We start from the raw sequence: 17,046 nt of genomic DNA, 5'->3' as shown, positions 1-17,046 counted from the left end.
AATATTGTTAAATTTTTTTTCTTGGAGTGGTATTAGTGAATACTTATAGTGATATTAAATATATAAAGGGTGTTGGGCCTAAAATGGCAGAGAACTTGAATAAATGTGGTATTTTTAATGTGTTAGATTTACTATTATACTTTCCTCGAGATTATGAAAATATATCTGTTCACAAAAGCGTTCTCGAGTGCATGGACGGTGAAAAAGTTATTGTAGAATGCTCTGTTTTAAATATACTAAGAGATATTAGATTAAAAAATAATAAAACACTTTCTACTATAGTTTTTTGCCAAGGTGATAATAAATTTAAAGGCAAATGGTTTAATCAAATGTATGCAAAAAATAGTTTTAAAATATCGAGTAAATATATTATTACAGGTAAGGTTAATATATTTAAGAACGAAATAACAATTATGAATCCTAAAATAGTAAAGAATACATCAATGGACACTAACAAAATTATTGCTAAGTACCCTATTAAAAAGAATGTTACAAATAATTTTTTTAATAAAATAATTTCGGATGTCCTCTGTAATATTGAAATAGTAGACAATTTACCTGAATGGATTGTGAAAAAATATTGTTTTTGTTCTTTAAGCGATGCTACACATAATATACATAGTCCTAAAAATATAGAGCTTCTTAATAAATCAAAAAAAAGACTTAAATTTCAGGAGCTATTTACGTATTCATTGAAAATATTAATGCTAAAAGAGTTTATGAAAGATCATAATGCTGGTATCCAATTTAAAATAGCTCCGGAACTTATAGTATTAAAGCAGCAACTTCCGTTTGAGCTTACAAAGGCACAAAGTAAAGTTGTAAGGGAAATTTTAATAGATCAAAAGAGAGACAAAGCTATGAATCGATTGCTTCAAGGTGATGTTGGAAGCGGTAAAACTATAGTCGCTATAATTACTATGTTTAATGTTGTTAAAAATGGGTATCAAGCAGCGCTAATGGCACCAACTGAAATTTTAGCAAAGCAGCATTACGAAGAAATTCAAAATGTATTAAAAAATTTTTCATTAAATATACAAATATTAAGTGGGAGTACAACACCTAAGAACAAACAATTAATCAAACAGGAGTTAAAAAATGGAGTTATTGATATTGTTGTTGGAACCCATGCGCTTATTGAAGATAATGTAGAATTTAATAACCTAGGAATGATTGTTACTGATGAGCAACATCGATTTGGAGTATCACAAAGAAATAGATTTTCTAATAAAGGCAAAAACATTGATATTCTTGTAATGACAGCAACTCCAATTCCAAGAACACTATCTTTATATTTGTATGGTGATTTAGATGTATCTATAATAGATGAATTACCACCAGGTAGGCAAAAAATTGACACATCATACGAAAGCATGGGTTCTAGCTCAAAGGTTTATGAGTTTGCAATAAAAGAAATTATGAAGGGACGACAGGTATACATTGTTTGTCCACTTGTTGTTGAAAATGAAGAAATGAAGTTAAGTTCTGTAGAGATGCTTTATGAGAAGTTAAAAAAAGGACAATTTAAATTTATTGAAATAGGAATGATATATGGTAAGATGCCTAGCAAACTTAAAAATGAAATTATGGATAAGTTTAAATCTGGTGAGATTAAAGCATTAATATCAACTACAGTAATTGAAGTTGGAGTAAATGTACCAAATGCAACTGTTATGATAATAGAAAACTCAGAAAGGTTTGGACTTGCGCAACTACATCAGCTTAGGGGAAGAGTAGGAAGAGGACAGTATAAGTCCTATTGTATATTGCTAGCTAATATTAAAAATAAAATAGTTAGAAGAAGATTAGAAGTACTTATAAAAAGTAATGATGGGTTTTACATTGCTGAAGAAGATTTAAAAACAAGAGGTGCAGGAGAATTATTTGGCATAAAACAGCATGGTGAATCAGGTCTAATTTTAGCAGATGTAATTGAAGATATTGATATTTTAAAACTTGCAAATAAAGAAGCAAAACAATTAATACAAAGTGATAATATAGAAGACATGAGACTAAAGGATGAAATAATAGAAAAAATAGAGAAAAGTTCTAGCTATATTTGTTTTAATTAAGAGCAAAATTTCTTTGTATAAATTATATATTTATGTTAAAATATTATCGAAACTTGCTTAAATGGAGGAATATACATATGAGAATTATTGCAGGAAATGCAAGAGGTAGAAAGATATTGTCACCTGTAGGTATGGGAACAAGACCTACATTGGATAGAATTAAAGAATCAATATTTAATATAATTCAGAATAGAACACGTAATGCAGTAGTAGTAGATATGTTCTCAGGTACTGGAAGCTTAGGCCTTGAGGCAGCAAGCAGGGGTGCTTCTATGTGCTATTTAATTGATATGGGTGATACTACTTTTGAAATGCTACAAAAAAATGTAGATAATCTAAAATTTAATAAAAAATGTAAATGCTTAAAAGGTGATACATACAAATATATGGAGCAGTTTGCGAATGAAGGAATTGTGTTTGATATAATTTTTATAGACCCACCATATGCTAAAGATATGATTCCACCTGCTATTGAAATTATTGCCAGCAATAATCTTTTAAGCAAAGATGGAATTATTGTTTGCAAAATAGATTCTAGTGAAGAAATATATAAAGGAAATAGTATTATTCATCTTTCAGATTCAAGGAAATATGGTAATACAACTGTATTGTTTTATGAATTTGGTGTAGCTAATAATTAAACATTATTAGCTACACCAAATAAAATACATGGTAAATAGCAATTATAGTTGTTATTTACCCCACAGAAAAACATGGAGGAATAACATGAAAAAGGCAATTTTCCCTGGAAGTTTTGATCCAATAACAAATGGACATTTAGATATAATAAAGAGGACCTCTAAAGTTTTTGAGGAATTAATCGTAGGAGTACTTGTTAATCCAGAAAAGGTATCTCTATTTACTGTAGATGAAAGAGTAGAACAAATAAAGAATGTGGTTAAAAATTTACCCAATGTACGCGTAAAAAAATTTAGTGGCTTACTTATTGAATTAATGAATAAAGAGGGTGCGGGGGTAATTTTAAAAGGACTTAGAAGTATTTCAGATTTTGAATATGAATTTCAAATGGCATCACTAAATAACAAGTTGGATCCAAGTAAGGAAACTGTATTTATGATGACAAAGGCAAAATATTGTTATCTAAGTTCTTCTTCGGTTAAACAAGTAGCAATGCTTGGCGGATGTATTAAAGGATTGGTACCTGAACAAATTATACCAGATATTATTAGAAAAATTAATTCAAAATAGGGGTGTGAAATATGGATGTTATAAAGCTTTTAGAATACCTTCAAGGGATTGTTGAGAGCTCATCTAAAATACCTGTTACAGGCAAGATAGTTATAAATAAAAAAGAAATATTAGATGTAATTGATCAAATTATGAATCACTTGCCAGATGAGTTCAAGAAAGCACAGTGGATTTGCGATGAAAAAGAGAGAATTTTAGTTGACGCAAAAAGACAAGCTAAAAATTTTGAAGAAGAAACCATAGATAAAATAAGAAGAAGAGTTGAAAAGCAAGACTTAGTTAAAGAGGCACAAACACGTTCTGAAGAAATCGTTGCTTCAGCTCAAAGAGATGCTAAAATAATGAGACTTGGGGCAAAAGACTATGCAGATGAAATATTGTCCCAATTAGATAAAGAAATTGAACTAAAAGGTCAAAAAATGATTCATAAAATTAAAGGCGATGTACAAGATTTCCTAATATCTTTGCAAGGGGAAGTTACGGATACTACAACTTCAATTAGAGAAAATGTTAAGGAACTAAGAGGTATGAAATAATTTAATTATATTTGTTAAAATTAATGGAATAAATGGAATAAATAATATTATTAATATTATTAAGTATAAATTACTGCTTTTATATATACTAATATTATTAAAAGCAAAAACAGATGAGGTATGTAAAAAAACAAAATATAAAATTATGGTTATAATTGAAGAAATTATGGCTTGAATAAACTTTCGGGCAATATATTTTTTTAAAGAAAAATTATATTTATAAGTATAGCTATAAACTTGTGAAATAATAGATAAACCGCTAAATGCAATTAGAAAACTTAAAACTGGAAGTGTTACATAAAGATCAGAATTACTAGAGGATATTAAATAACATCCATTAGTCATCTCAAGCATTCCGAGTAATATACCTTCTATAAAATTACTAGAACATCCTATAATTAAAGCTAATTTACTAAGGACAATGTGAAATATGACATTGTCTTTAATCATTCCTGTTATAACAGAGAATACAATGATAAAACCACCTATATTTAAGGAATTCTTTATTGCATCTTCAATGCTTATTTTTAAGACTTTACCGATGTTTGTATTTGTTTGTTTCTTATCAACAATATTATTGCTTCTATAATTCATTTTAAAGGAAGATTTTTTTGACGGAATAATAAAGCCCATAATTATACAAGATAAAATATTAGATAGTAATAGAATATAACCAATTGTGCTATTAAACATCATGGATGTGCCGACTGAACCTATAATAAATAAAGGGCTTGCATTAGATGCGATATTTAGTAATCTTTCACATGTATTTACATCAATTATGTTTTTTTCATATAAATCACAAGAGTAGCGTGCACCTAAAGGATAACCACATAGGACACTAACTAATAGTGCAAAATTACATTCTTTTGTAAGTTTTAAAGGCTTACAAATTATATTCCCAAGTAATTTAGAATAAATATGAATGCCATTATAGCTTATTATAATGTTTATGATAACTAAAAACGGAAAAAGTGAAGGGAATATTGCATTGGAAAATAATTTAGTACCTGAAATAGTGTATTTGATGCACACATTTGGTGTTAATATTATTTGAATGATAATAAGAGAACAAATTAATGTTATAGATAGATTGATTTTTAATGTTTTAAATAGTTTAAACAATAATAATATTATAAAAATTAATGATATTGTTAATAACAATTTCAATGTTATCCCCCTTAAAAAGTATTACTATATTAAATATATTTTAATTTTCATAAACTTATGTATTCGAAACAATAAAATAAATAAATAAATAAATAAATAAATAAATAAATGCTACTATCATAAAATGATAGTAGCATTTATTTTTAATCTATGATTATAGGAGAAATTAAATAATCGCTATTATAAGAGGTATTGCTATTTATTATGCTGTAAGCCTTTGTAGACTGCAAATCTAATTGTAGAGTCTCGGTGCATTCTTTGGGGAGTTTAGTATAAAGCGGAATGTTACTGTTTGATTTTATTGATTTTAGAATAGACTTACCATTTGAGTTAAAGCCTAGAACTCTTGCATAAGGACAAGGCAATGATCTTAATTTTTCAGTGTTAAAATTATCAAAGCCTATAAAATATTGACATAATATTCTACTGATTCGGGTATAAGTATACCGTTTGCTCTTTATATCATCTAAAGCGTTTTTGTAGTTTAAATTGTTTTGTAAACATTTAATGATCCTATTATCCAGCCCTTCAGATGCATCTGGTAAATTTACTAAAGTGTTTTTGGAGGTAGCAGATTTATATTTGATGTATGGAAACATACCATCCTCAGTTGTAAATTTACAATTTTTCGAATATAAGCTTTGGATATTAGTTAATACTGATATGGGGATATAATCAGTAAGTTTAGTTAAAGAACCATTTTCTTTCATAAATTTTCTTATAGCTGTAGAACTTGAAAATTCATTATTTAAAAGATTATTGTTATAAGAATCACCTTTTCTTTTTAATGTATAGGGCATAATAGAACTATTTAATTTAATTAAACTTTTACAATACTCTATACCTAGTATATTATTAGAGGAATTTAAAAAATCACTTAACGGAAGGTCTGATATGTTTATGTTTGAATTTTTTATATAATCATTAAGTGCTTTATCTCTTGCTAATGGGTAAACAATGCCAAGAGATAAATAGTTCTTTAATTTTGTTTTAAAATCAATTGGTTCTTTAAGTAATATATTAGCAATGTTATATATGTTATCGATATTTCCATGTTCACTACCAAAACATATATTATCAATTATTCCTAGGCTATTAAGAAGACTCACAGCACCATATGAAAAAAATTCTGCAGAGGATACACTGTAAACAGTGGGTAACTCAATTACTAAATCTACCCCATTGTCTAGTGCCATTTTAGTTTTCGTCCATTTGTCTATACTAGATGGAATTCCCCTTTGAGCAAAATTACCACTCATAACACCAACTAAGACATCACAGTTAGTAAGTTCTTTTGTTTTATTAATATGATATACATGACCGTTATGTAGTGGATTATACTCAACAATAATGCCAGTTATATTCATTTAATCACCTCGTGTAGGATTATATTAATATGGTTTAATAAATTTTTTAAAACGTGCCAATTAACCATATATTATATATATTATATAATATAGAGTTAACTAATAAAAGCATATATATTTAATAAAAAACAAAAAACAATAAAAATATATAGATTTGGAGGGATGTAATGAAGGTATTAGTTATAAATTGTGGGAGCTCATCACTTAAGTATAGGTTAATAAACATGGATAATGATGAATCGTTAGCACAAGGGTTAGTGGAAAGAATAGCATTAGATGGATCAAGCTTAACTCAAAGTGTCAATGGTAAACAATATATTATCAAGGAGTTAATAAAAGATCATAAAGATGCTATAAGATTAATAATTGAAGCACTTTTAGATGTGAAGTATGGTATTATTAAAGATTTATCAGAAATAAGTGCAGTGGGACATAGAGTAGTTCATGGTGGAGAAAAATATGCAAAATCAGTTATAATTAATGAAGAAGTAATGAAAGGGTTAGAAGAATGTGTAAAACTAGCACCACTTCATAACCCTGCCAATATGGATGGAATTAATGCTTGTAGCATACTAATGCCAGATACGACAATGGCTGCTGTATTTGATACCGCTTTTCATCAAACAATGCCAGAATTTGCGTATATATACCCACTCCCATATAAACTTTACACAGAACTTGGAATTAGAAAATATGGATTTCATGGGATGTCTCATGAATTTGTGTCAGCTAGAGCAGCGGAAATTATGGGCAAAGACATAAAAAAATTAAAGTTAATTACTTGTCATTTAGGAAATGGAGCAAGTATTTGTGCTATAAAAAATGGTGAATCAGTAGAAACAAGTATGGGTTTTACTCCACTTGAAGGAGTAGCTATGGGAACTAGATGCGGAAGTATAGATCCAGCGATATTAACTTATATAATGAAAGAATTAAATTTAACAATTGAGCAGGCAAGTGATATAATGAATAGAAAATCAGGTATTCTAGGAGTTTCAGGTGTAAGCAGTGATTTTAGAGATGTAGAAGTAGCTGCAATGAAAGATAAAAATAAAAGAGCTCAACTTGCAATTGATATATTCTGCTATAAAGTTAAAACGTTTATAGGTGCTTATAGCGCGGCTATGGGTGGAGTAGATGGAATTATATTTACGGCAGGTCTTGGTGAAAATTCTCCACGAACAAGAGCTAAGATATGCAATGGATTAGGATTTCTGGGGGCTTTTATAGATAATATTAAAAATAATGTTACAGGAAAAGACGCAGAAATAAGTACAGATAATTCAAGAATTAAAATATTAGTTATACAAACAAATGAAGAATTAGTAATAGCAAGAGACACCATAAAACTTATAAATAAAAATTATTGCTAATTTTTATGATAAATAAATCTTGACTTTTTACTGAATTATTTATATAATAAACTGTGTTTGATGTTAGTAAAAAACAATTTAGTTGGGAGGGACGCAGAGGCTTTGCTCGAGCTGTATAATTTATTTATACAAGATATAAAGATTTTCTTTATATGAGATAAAACTAAATAACATTTGGTTTTTCAGAGTGGATGGTATGATAATAGATGTTTCAGAGATGTTTAATAAAAAAGCAAGAAAAGAAATTGATTTAAATTTAGAAAAAGCTAAGTTTTGCTATGACAATGAATTAATACAATTTTCTAAACCAGTTAAATTGCATTTGATTTTTAACCATATTGGGAATGATATTGAGTTAACTGGAAATATTGATACAGAACTATTACTTACTTGTTCTAGGTGTCTTGAGACCTTTTCTTATTCAATAAATGTTAATTTAAATGAAAAATTGTCTAAAACTCTTAAGAGTGAAGATGAGGATACCATTTTTATTGAAAATGATAGATTAGATTTAAATGAAATTGTGGAAAATAATATCATTTCTATTTTGCCTATAAAAAAACTTTGTAATAAAGATTGTAAAGGCTTATGCCATCAGTGTGGAATCAATTTAAATCAAAATACATGTAATTGTAAGGTTGATGATGTTGATCCAAGGTTGGCACAATTAAAAAATTTGTTTTCAACTGATTAAGGAGGTGTTACAATGGGAAATCCTGCCAGAAAATTTTCTAAAGGTAGAAGAGATAGAAGAAGAGCACAAACTTTTCAACTTGGTTTACCAGGAATAGTTGAGTGTCCTCAATGCCACGAAATGAAACTTGCTCACAGAGTATGTAAAAGTTGTGGATATTACAAAAATAGAGAAGTTGTTTCAATGGAACAAAAATAAAAAGGAAAGTCGAAAGACTTTCTTTTTTTTATTTCTAAATGCAATTATATCGTAAAGATATAATTATATTTGTATTCTTCCATTATTAATACTAGAGATTTAAACAATATGGTATATAATATAAATGAACAAATAAATAAGGCACATACAAAGTGAGGGCTTAAGATGGTAGTTGTTGTAGATGGAATGGGTGGAGATTTTTCTCCAAGTGCTGTTGTTGAAGGTTGTGTTGCAGCTATAAAAGAATATGATATAAGCATATTAATAACTGGACCTGAGAATTTAATTAGACAAGAACTAAAAAAATATAATTATGAGTCTAATAAAATAAAAATTGTAGACGCAAAAGAAGTTATTTCTACAAATGAACATCCAGTAATTGCTATTAAACGAAAAAAGGATTCTAGTTTAGTAAAAGCTTTAAACCTTGTGAAAAATGGGGAGGCTGATGCTATAATTTCTGCTGGAAGCACTGGCGCTTTTTTAGCTGGATGTACACTTATAGTAGGAAGAATAAAAGGAATTGATAGACCTGCATTAGCACCTGTAGTTCCAGGTAAAAAAAATCCTTTTATGATAATTGATTGTGGGGCAAATGCAGAATGTAAACCTCATTATTTACTTCAATTTGGAATTATGGGAAAAATATATTTTGAAAATATTTTAAAAATTGCTAATCCATCTGTAGGGCTTGTAAATATAGGAGCTGAAGAAGAAAAGGGCAATGAACTTTCAAAATCTACTCATAAATTACTAAAAGAAGCAAATTTAAATTTTGTAGGGAACGTGGAAGCTAGAGATATACCAAAAGGAGACGTTAATGTTATAGTTTGTGACGGATTTACAGGGAATGTAATTTTAAAATTATATGAGGGCGCAGTTGCAAATATATTTGAGCTATTAAAAATTAGAATAATGGAATCTTTCAGAACTAAACTTGGAGGAATTTTATTAAAACCAGTATTTAGAAAGTTTAAAAAGGATTTCGATTATAAAGAATACGGTGGGGCTGCATTTTTAGGAGTAAATGGTATTTGCATAAAAGCTCATGGAAGTTCAGATGCCAAAGCTTTTAAAAATGCAATTAAACAGGCTAAAATATTTTATGATAATAAGGTTATAGATAAATTAAAAAAGGAAATTGAAAAACTATCTGCTGAGGAAAAGAACATAAATTAGTTGTTTTTATTAATCATATGAAATTAAGGAGGTGAAGTATTATGTTTGAAAAAATTAGAGAATGTATAGCATCACAACTAGGTATAGATGAAGAAGAAATAAAAATGGAATCATCTTTTGTTAATGATTTAGGAGCAGATTCTCTTGATATTGTAGAATTAATTATGGCACTTGAAGAGAAGTATGATATAGAAATTCCTGATGAAGAAGTTGAGAAAATTGTTACTGTTGGAGATATAGTAGAATATGTTAAAGCACGTTCAGAGGTATAATACAGGTAGTTTAAAAGGGTTGAGCATTTAATTTTTCAAACTTATTTTTGAATTTACTTTTTGAATTTACTTTTTGAAATTTTATAAAAGAATTACTAAGCAGATCATTTTATGTGAAATATAAACTTTATATAGAATATAAAAGTAAATTGAATAATAAACTTGAAGAAAATTTCAAATAATTACAAAAAAATTTAAAACAATATAATAGATGATGAGATATATTTAAATAAACTTCCGAAAAGGAGTAATGATTAGATTATGAATAATGATATAAAATTACAGAACCTTGAAAAAAAATTAAAATTAAATTTTAGTAATAAAGAACTATTAAAAAATGCAATTACTCATAGCTCATATGCAAATCAGAAAAAAAAGGTTGTTTTTAATGAGAGACTTGAGTTTTTGGGTGATTCTGTGTTACAACTTGTGATATCAGAATATTTATTTAGCCGTTTTACTGAAAAGCCTGAAGGATATTTAACTAAAATTAGATCTTTAATTGTTTGTGAAAATTCACTGTGTGATATTGCAAATGGTTGGGAACTAGGAATGTATATGAATATGAGCAAAGGTGAAGAAATTACTGGTGGGAGAAATAGAGTTTCAATTTTAGCTGATTGTGTTGAAGCAGTTCTTGCTGCAGTATATTTAGACAAAGGAATAGAATACTCTAATTCATTCATACTTACTAATTTTAAAGAAATTATAGAGAAAGCAATTAGTAATGAGATGATTTTAGATTATAAGACTAAACTTCAAGAGATATTTCAGCAAAATGGAGAAGTGAATATACATTATGAACTTGTAAAATTTGAAGGACCTCCTCATAAAAGAAAGTTTTTTGTTAATGTGTTAATAAATGATGTTATAAAAGGAACAGGAAAAGGCTTTAGTAAAAAAGAAGCAGAGCAAAATGCGGCCAAAGAAGTTATAGACAATCAGGTGGGAGTGCATGAGTAACTTGCATTATATTATTCCTATTTTTGTTCCACATGAAGGTTGTCCACATGAGTGTGTATTTTGTAATCAAAATAGCATAACAGGTACATCAATGAAGGTTGATGCCATGTATGTTGAGAAAACAGTAAATGAATATTTACAGACAATAAACAGTGAAAATGCTGTTATTGAGGTATCTTTTTTTGGAGGAACATTCACTGCCATAAAAATGGAAAAGCAGATAGAACTTTTAACTGTTGCCAAGATGTTTAAAGATAATAACAAAATAGATTTTATTAGATTATCTACAAGACCGGATTATATAGATGATAATATATTACAAAACCTAAAAAAATATTCTGTAGATATTATAGAACTTGGAGTGCAATCAATGGATGAAGAGGTACTGCTAAAATCAGGTAGAGGGCATACGGCACTTGATGTGGAGAAAGCATCAAAACTTATAAAGCAGTATGGGTTTGTTTTAGGACATCAAATTATGATAGGGCTTCCAGGAGACAATATAGATAAAGATATTGAGACATCTAAAAGAGTAATTGATCTTAAACCAGATATTTGTCGAATATATCCGACTCTTGTAATAAAAGATACACAGATGGAAAAAATGTATAAACAGCGAAAATTCAAACCATATTCTTTAAGTGAAGCGGTAAACATAAGTAAAATTATTTATATTATGATGGTTGCCAACCAAATAAATGTTATTAGAGTAGGGTTACAACCTACTGAGGAAATCTCAGTAGGTCATGATTTGGTTGCAGGACCATTTCATCCTGCATTTGGCGAATTAGTTGAAGGCAGTATATATAATGAATTATTATATGATGTTATAAGTGAAAATTTAAAAAAATCTATATCATTTAATAAAGTTTTAGTTAAAATAAACCCAAAGGACATTTCAAAACTTTATGCAAATGGTAAAAGCTTTTTTTATAATATGAAAAAACAAATAAAAACAGTTTCAATAGAAATATTGCAAGACGACACAATTAATCGTGGTAGTATTAATATATTTATAGAAGAAAAATGTATTAGAATGACTATATACGATTATGTGTACATTAAGTATAAAGAAATGTGTTAATATATTATATAAATAATATATTAAGATTTAACAAGTTAAACAAAGTATATATTACGTAGTACGAATTGAAGTAATATATACTTTATTTATTTAAAAGAGTATAAAAAATAATAATATGAGGTGAATTATGAATAGAAAAAAAAGAGATATATATACACGAGTATTAATTTATGGCATAGTTGTGATTTTTGTTATAGGGTTTGCTTTACCAATGTTATTTTAAGGTAAAATAGGAGAGTGTTTCAATGTTTTTAAAATCTATTGAAATAAGAGGATTTAAATCCTTTGCAGATAAAACGGAATTAACCTTTAAAAAGGGAATCACAGCTGTTGTGGGGCCTAATGGTAGTGGCAAAAGCAATATATCTGATGCTGTTAGATGGGTGCTTGGTGAACAGAGTGCACGTAGTTTAAGAGGCGACAAAATGGAAGATGTTATATTTGCAGGCACACAATTTAGAAAGCCAGTGGGTCTTGCTCAGGTTTCACTAACTTTGGATAATAGTGAAAGTGAGTTGGATATAGATTATTCTGATGTCACGATATCAAGAAGATTATATCGTTCAGGGGAAAGTGAATATTTAATAAATAATACATGCTGTAGGTTAAAAGATGTTCAACAACTTTTTATGGATACTGGTATTGGAAAAGAAGGGTATTCAATTATTGGTCAAGGTAAAATTGATGCTATTTTGAGTGGGAAAGCAGAAGAAAGAAGAAAACTGTTTGAAGAGGCTGCTGGAATCGTAAAGTTTAAGACGAGAAAAGAGGAAGCAGAAAAGAGGTTAGATAGCACTGATCAAAATCTAATTAGAATAAAAGATATTTTAGGTACTTATGAGGAAAGATTAGAGCCATTAATGAATGAAAGCCAAAAGGCAAAAAAGTTTATAGCTTTTTTTGAAGAACTTAAAGGCAAAGAGGTTAGCATAATAATTGATTCTATATATAAAGTAGAAGAAAAAAATAAAAGATTACATATAGAATGTGACAAATTAAAGGATGAAATTATAAAAAGTACTGAGGTAAAAAAACAGCTTAAAAAGGATGCCCTAGATTGGAACAGCAAATTTGAAAGATTTGAAACCAAGAATCAGGAAGAAAAGCAAGTATATTATGACAATAAATTAATTTATCAAAACAACAATTCTGAAATAGACATTTTAAATGAAAGAATAGGAAATTTGGAAAAAGAAATTGATAAAACATCTAAAGAAAGCGACATTATTCATAAAAATGCGTTGAAATTTAAAGATAAAATAGATGAGTCAGAAAACTCTTTAAATATTATAATGAAAACCCAAATGGAAATAGTAGAAAAAATTAAAAATAGGGAAACAAAAATCAAAAATATTCAAGATAATATGTCAATTGAAAGCTCTGAAGCAACAAACTTTGAACAAGAGCGACAAAACAATTATAAATTAACTATTGAAGCTACAAATAGATTATTAATTCTAAATAATAATATAAATATAACTAAAACAAGAGTAAACACAATGGAAAATGATATTAAAGATTTTTGTAGTCTAATAAAAACTAATGTAACTTCAAAAACATTGTTTGAAAATCAGATGGAAGAAATTAAAACCATGATAGTTAATTATCAAAAAAATGTTAATGAAAATAGAAATGAAAATTTGAAGTTTCAACATCTCTTAAATGATGATGAAATCTCAATGAAAAGTTGTAATTATGAAATCAATAAAACTGAAGCTAATTTTAATATTTTAACTAATTTAGAAAAGAAACATGAGGGGTATAATAGATCAGTAAAAAATTTAATGCAACATGTTAATGAAGGGCGAGTAGGCAATATTCACGAGTGTTTTGTAGTTGGAGAAATTATAAAGGTTGAAAAGAACTTAGAGGTAGCTGTAGAAATTGCTTTGGGTGGTAATATATCACATATAATAACTAAAGATGAAATCGTAGCGAAATTATTAATTAGTTATTTGAAGAAAAACAATCTTGGCAGAGCTACCTTTTTACCTTTAAACATTATTAAAGGCAAAAAGCTTATAGTGGATAATAGAACTAAAAATAGTTCAGGGTACGTTGGAATTGCTAGTGAACTAATAGGTTATGATGATAAGTTTAGTGAAGTTATAGCATTTATACTAGGAAGGACAATTATTTGTAAAGATATGGACTCAGCATTGAAAATAGCTAAAATTAATAATTTCCATATTAGACTTGTTACATTATCTGGAGAAATAATTAATGTTGGTGGTTCATTAACTGGAGGAAGTATATATACAAAAACTACAAGTATAATTGGAAGAAAAAGACAAATAAAAGATTTGTCTAAGAATTTAGATGTATTAAAAAATGAATTACTTAACGATTTAGAAAAAACTAAAAAGAGTAAGTTGGCAATTATAAAATTAGATGAAGAAAACGTAAATTTAATGAATAAAGTTCATTCGAAAAATATTGAAGTTGTTAAAATGGAAGCTAAACTAAAAGCAATTGGCACTGAAATTAAGAGATTAAAAGACAACATGAATAATTTACAAAATGAAAAAAAATTGGAAAATAGTAAAATTGACAAAGAAAATAAAGAAATTGAAGATAAAAATACAGCTGTTGCTAAATATACATTATCAAAAAATGATATACAGCAAAGTATCAATGAAGTTAATTATAAATTAAAAGATAAATTATTAGAAATTGAAGAAATAAAGGAATTAATTAATAATACTAAAATAAAAAAAGCTAAAATTGATGAAACAATAAATAATAAACAATCTGAAATTCAAAGATTAAATGATGAAATGCTTGTATACAATGATAAGATAATTGTATTTTCTAATGAAATAAAAGAATCTATGAAAAATAAGAACATAAGTGAATTATCAATTAAAAGTAAACATAATAAAATAAGCGAGACAAACGATAGATTAAAAAGTATGGAAAAAAGTTTTGAAGATAACGAAGTTAAAAGGATTAAAATTAAAGACCATATTAAAATAAATGGACAACAGTTAGAAGATGTTACACTAACTCTTGAAAAAATCGAGAAAAATTCATATAATTGTGAACTATCTATTGCAAAAGTGGAAATGGAGAAGGAAACTTACTACGATAAATTGAATAAGGATTTTGAGCTAACTTTTGCAGAAGCATTACAATTTAAACATGAGATTAAGGATATTGATAAACTTAAAAATGAAATAGGAAAACTAAAAAGTGAAATATCCATGCTCGGTAAGATAAATGTAAGTGCTATTGAAGAGTATAAAGAAGTTAAAGATAAATTCACTTTTATGAATGGTCAAAAAGAGGATTTAGTACTTGCTAAAAATGAATTATTAACCGTAATACATGAAATGACTGAAAAAATGAAAAAATTATTTGCAGATAGTTTTGTTATATTAAGACAAAATTTTAATGATACATTCACAGAGTTATTTAAAGGTGGAAGTGCAGATTTAATACTTACAGAAGGAGATGAACTTACAGCAAAGATTGATATTAACGTTGAACCACCAGGGAAGAAACTCCAAAATATAAATTTAATGTCTGGAGGGGAAAAAGTTCTATCAGCAATTGCATTATTATTTGCTATATTAAAAATGAAACCTACACCATTTTGTATTTTGGATGAAATAGAGGCAGCACTTGACGATGCAAATGTAGTTAGATATGCGGAATTTTTAAAAAGATTTTCTGATAATGTTCAGTTCATCATAATAACGCATAGAAAAGGAACTATGGAAGTTGGAGATGTTTTATATGGCGTTACCATGGAGGAAAAAGGAGTATCAAAAATAGTATCTGTTGATTTTAACAAATAGATACTTCAGAACAATTGTTTATGTTATAAAAGGCAAATAAGGAGGAGTATACATGTTTGGAGGATTTTTTGATAAATTAAAAGGTGGATTAGCAAAGACTAGAAATAGCATCACTGAAAGAATTAGCGAAGTACTAAATTTGGCAATTGTAATTGATGATGAATTATATGAGGAGCTAGAGGAAATATTAATTACAGCGGATATTGGTGTAGAAACTTCTATTTATATTATTGAAAAACTTAAGAAAAATATTAAAGACAATAAAATAAATGAACCAGCACAAGTAATACCTTGTTTAAAAGAAGTTATAATTGATATATTAGACAATGATGAAAATGGAGAAAAAATTCTTAAACTTCCGAAGGTGATTTTAATTATTGGTGTTAATGGAGTTGGTAAAACTACTTCTATTGGCAAAATTGCTTTTAATTTAAAAAATGAAAAATATAAAGTTCTTATTGCAGCAGCAGATACATTCAGGGCGGCGGCAATAGAACAATTGGAGGTCTGGTGTAAAAGAGCTGATGTTTCATTAATAAAGCATCAAGAGGGTTCTGATCCTGCAGCTGTAGTCTTCGATGCTGTTCAAGCAGCCAAAGCAAGAAAAGTTGACGTTCTACTATGTGATACGGCAGGCAGACTTCATAATAAAAAAAATCTTATGGATGAGTTAGCGAAAATCGGTAGAGTAATTAAGCGTGAGTATAGTGAGGCAGTTATGGAGACGTTACTAGTAATTGATGCTACAACAGGTCAAAATGGGGTGCAACAGGCTAAACAATTCATGGAGACATGCCCGGTTGATGGGATAATATTAACTAAATTAGATGGCACAGCTAAAGGCGGAGTAGTAATATCAATAAAAAAACAACTTAATATACCTGTTAAATATATAGGCATTGGTGAAGGAATCAACGATTTACAAGTGTTTAATTCTAAAGATTTTGTAGAAGCTTTATTTTAAAACTCCAATATTGATTGCTAAGTTTTATAAAAAATGTTGCCTGTTAAGTAAAACTACTGTCAACTGAATTTGAAAATGTCCCAAAAAGTTTTAATTATTAGCACCAGCAATAGCTGGTGCTTTATTACGTTTTTAACCTATTTTGGGGTATAGCAAACACATCTT

Annotated in this window: 15 protein-coding genes; 13 read left to right on the top strand and 2 right to left on the bottom strand. The window is 27.9% G+C overall.

The genetic code is table 11. From position 1 onward, the window contains the following. Nucleotides 1-35: 35 nt before the first annotated feature. From recG to KPL38_RS04450, 4 genes are all read left to right on the top strand, one after another. Nucleotides 36-2,072 carry an ATP-dependent DNA helicase RecG gene (recG, locus tag KPL38_RS04465; RefSeq protein WP_216287578.1) on the top strand — a complete coding sequence of 679 codons (2,037 nt, stop codon included), beginning with the start codon at nucleotides 36-38 and terminating at the stop codon, nucleotides 2,070-2,072. A 77-nt stretch (nucleotides 2,073-2,149) separates the two neighbouring features. After that, nucleotides 2,150-2,713: a 16S rRNA (guanine(966)-N(2))-methyltransferase RsmD gene (gene rsmD / locus KPL38_RS04460; RefSeq protein ID WP_216287576.1), complete on the top strand. Its 564-nt coding sequence runs from the start codon at nucleotides 2,150-2,152 to the stop codon at nucleotides 2,711-2,713. A gap of 85 nt (nucleotides 2,714-2,798) precedes the next feature. After that, nucleotides 2,799-3,281 (top strand): pantetheine-phosphate adenylyltransferase, encoded by a 483-nt coding sequence (gene coaD / locus KPL38_RS04455; RefSeq protein ID WP_216287574.1) that lies wholly within the window; start codon nucleotides 2,799-2,801, stop codon nucleotides 3,279-3,281. 11 nt (nucleotides 3,282-3,292) lie between these two features. Then, nucleotides 3,293-3,817, top strand: a complete 525-nt coding sequence (locus KPL38_RS04450) for an ATPase (protein ID WP_216287569.1) — start codon at nucleotides 3,293-3,295, stop codon at nucleotides 3,815-3,817. Here the strand turns inward: KPL38_RS04450 and spoVV are convergent. Together spoVV and KPL38_RS04440 are read right to left on the bottom strand one after the other, a co-directional pair. After that, the gene (spoVV, locus tag KPL38_RS04445) at nucleotides 3,800-4,987 is read right to left on the bottom strand and encodes a dipicolinic acid transporter SpoVV (protein ID WP_246577807.1); all 1,188 of its coding nucleotides are present in this window, start codon (nucleotides 4,985-4,987) and stop codon (nucleotides 3,800-3,802) included. The two genes, KPL38_RS04450 and spoVV, sit on opposite strands and share 18 nt — an antisense overlap. Nucleotides 4,988-5,130: 143 nt before the next feature. Next, nucleotides 5,131-6,354: a nucleotidyltransferase gene (locus tag KPL38_RS04440; protein WP_216287568.1), complete on the bottom strand. Its 1,224-nt coding sequence runs from the start codon at nucleotides 6,352-6,354 to the stop codon at nucleotides 5,131-5,133. A gap of 167 nt (nucleotides 6,355-6,521) precedes the next feature. Between KPL38_RS04440 and KPL38_RS04435 the strand changes: the two genes are divergently transcribed. From KPL38_RS04435 to ftsY, 9 genes are all read left to right on the top strand, one after another. Next, the gene (locus KPL38_RS04435) at nucleotides 6,522-7,727 is read left to right on the top strand and encodes an acetate kinase (protein WP_216287567.1); all 1,206 of its coding nucleotides are present in this window, start codon (nucleotides 6,522-6,524) and stop codon (nucleotides 7,725-7,727) included. A 196-nt stretch (nucleotides 7,728-7,923) separates the two neighbouring features. Beyond that, nucleotides 7,924-8,421 (top strand): YceD family protein, encoded by a 498-nt coding sequence (locus KPL38_RS04430; protein WP_216287566.1) that lies wholly within the window; start codon nucleotides 7,924-7,926, stop codon nucleotides 8,419-8,421. 12 nt (nucleotides 8,422-8,433) lie between these two features. Beyond that, nucleotides 8,434-8,619, top strand: a complete 186-nt coding sequence (gene rpmF, locus KPL38_RS04425; protein WP_216287565.1) for a 50S ribosomal protein L32 — start codon at nucleotides 8,434-8,436, stop codon at nucleotides 8,617-8,619. A gap of 165 nt (nucleotides 8,620-8,784) precedes the next feature. Beyond that, nucleotides 8,785-9,798, top strand: a complete 1,014-nt coding sequence (gene plsX, locus KPL38_RS04420; RefSeq protein ID WP_216287563.1) for a phosphate acyltransferase PlsX — start codon at nucleotides 8,785-8,787, stop codon at nucleotides 9,796-9,798. A gap of 38 nt (nucleotides 9,799-9,836) precedes the next feature. After that, complete coding sequence (acpP, locus tag KPL38_RS04415; RefSeq protein WP_216287666.1) at nucleotides 9,837-10,070, top strand: acyl carrier protein; 234 nt, start codon at nucleotides 9,837-9,839, stop codon at nucleotides 10,068-10,070. Between the two features lie 258 nt (nucleotides 10,071-10,328). Beyond that, nucleotides 10,329-11,033, top strand: coding sequence for a ribonuclease III (rnc, locus tag KPL38_RS04410; protein WP_376769015.1), 705 nt, complete (start codon nucleotides 10,329-10,331; stop codon nucleotides 11,031-11,033). After that, entirely contained in the window at nucleotides 11,026-12,117 is a 1,092-nt protein-coding gene (locus KPL38_RS04405; protein WP_216287550.1) for an elongator complex protein 3, read from the top strand. Before rnc ends, KPL38_RS04405 begins: the two co-directional genes overlap by 8 nt. Before the next feature lie 245 nt (nucleotides 12,118-12,362). Then, nucleotides 12,363-15,917 carry a chromosome segregation protein SMC gene (gene smc / locus KPL38_RS04400; protein ID WP_216287545.1) on the top strand — a complete coding sequence of 1,185 codons (3,555 nt, stop codon included), beginning with the start codon at nucleotides 12,363-12,365 and terminating at the stop codon, nucleotides 15,915-15,917. A gap of 52 nt (nucleotides 15,918-15,969) precedes the next feature. Continuing rightward, nucleotides 15,970-16,881 (top strand): signal recognition particle-docking protein FtsY, encoded by a 912-nt coding sequence (gene ftsY, locus KPL38_RS04395; protein ID WP_216287542.1) that lies wholly within the window; start codon nucleotides 15,970-15,972, stop codon nucleotides 16,879-16,881. Nucleotides 16,882-17,046 lie beyond the last annotated feature (165 nt).

Source organism: Clostridium psychrophilum (assembly GCF_018861705.1).
In the GTDB taxonomy this organism is placed as follows: domain Bacteria; phylum Bacillota; class Clostridia; order Clostridiales; family Clostridiaceae; genus Clostridium_AD; species Clostridium_AD psychrophilum.
This window is presented reverse-complemented; position numbering and strand designations above follow the sequence as displayed.

Excerpts from the sequence above, each read along its gene's own strand:
- rsmD (WP_216287576.1), top strand. The coding sequence starts at position 2,150 with ATGAGAATTATTGCAGGAAATGCAAGAGGTAGAAAGATATTGTCACCT.
- coaD (WP_216287574.1), top strand. The coding sequence starts at position 2,799 with ATGAAAAAGGCAATTTTCCCTGGAAGTTTTGATCCAATAACAAATGGA.
- KPL38_RS04450 (WP_216287569.1), top strand. The coding sequence starts at position 3,293 with ATGGATGTTATAAAGCTTTTAGAATACCTTCAAGGGATTGTTGAGAGC.
- KPL38_RS04440 (WP_216287568.1), bottom strand. The coding sequence starts at position 6,354 with ATGAATATAACTGGCATTATTGTTGAGTATAATCCACTACATAACGGT.
- KPL38_RS04435 (WP_216287567.1), top strand. The coding sequence starts at position 6,522 with ATGAAGGTATTAGTTATAAATTGTGGGAGCTCATCACTTAAGTATAGG.
- KPL38_RS04430 (WP_216287566.1), top strand. The coding sequence starts at position 7,924 with ATGATAATAGATGTTTCAGAGATGTTTAATAAAAAAGCAAGAAAAGAA.
- rpmF (WP_216287565.1), top strand. The coding sequence starts at position 8,434 with ATGGGAAATCCTGCCAGAAAATTTTCTAAAGGTAGAAGAGATAGAAGA.
- plsX (WP_216287563.1), top strand. The coding sequence starts at position 8,785 with ATGGTAGTTGTTGTAGATGGAATGGGTGGAGATTTTTCTCCAAGTGCT.
- KPL38_RS04405 (WP_216287550.1), top strand. The coding sequence starts at position 11,026 with ATGAGTAACTTGCATTATATTATTCCTATTTTTGTTCCACATGAAGGT.
- smc (WP_216287545.1), top strand. The coding sequence starts at position 12,363 with ATGTTTTTAAAATCTATTGAAATAAGAGGATTTAAATCCTTTGCAGAT.
- ftsY (WP_216287542.1), top strand. The coding sequence starts at position 15,970 with ATGTTTGGAGGATTTTTTGATAAATTAAAAGGTGGATTAGCAAAGACT.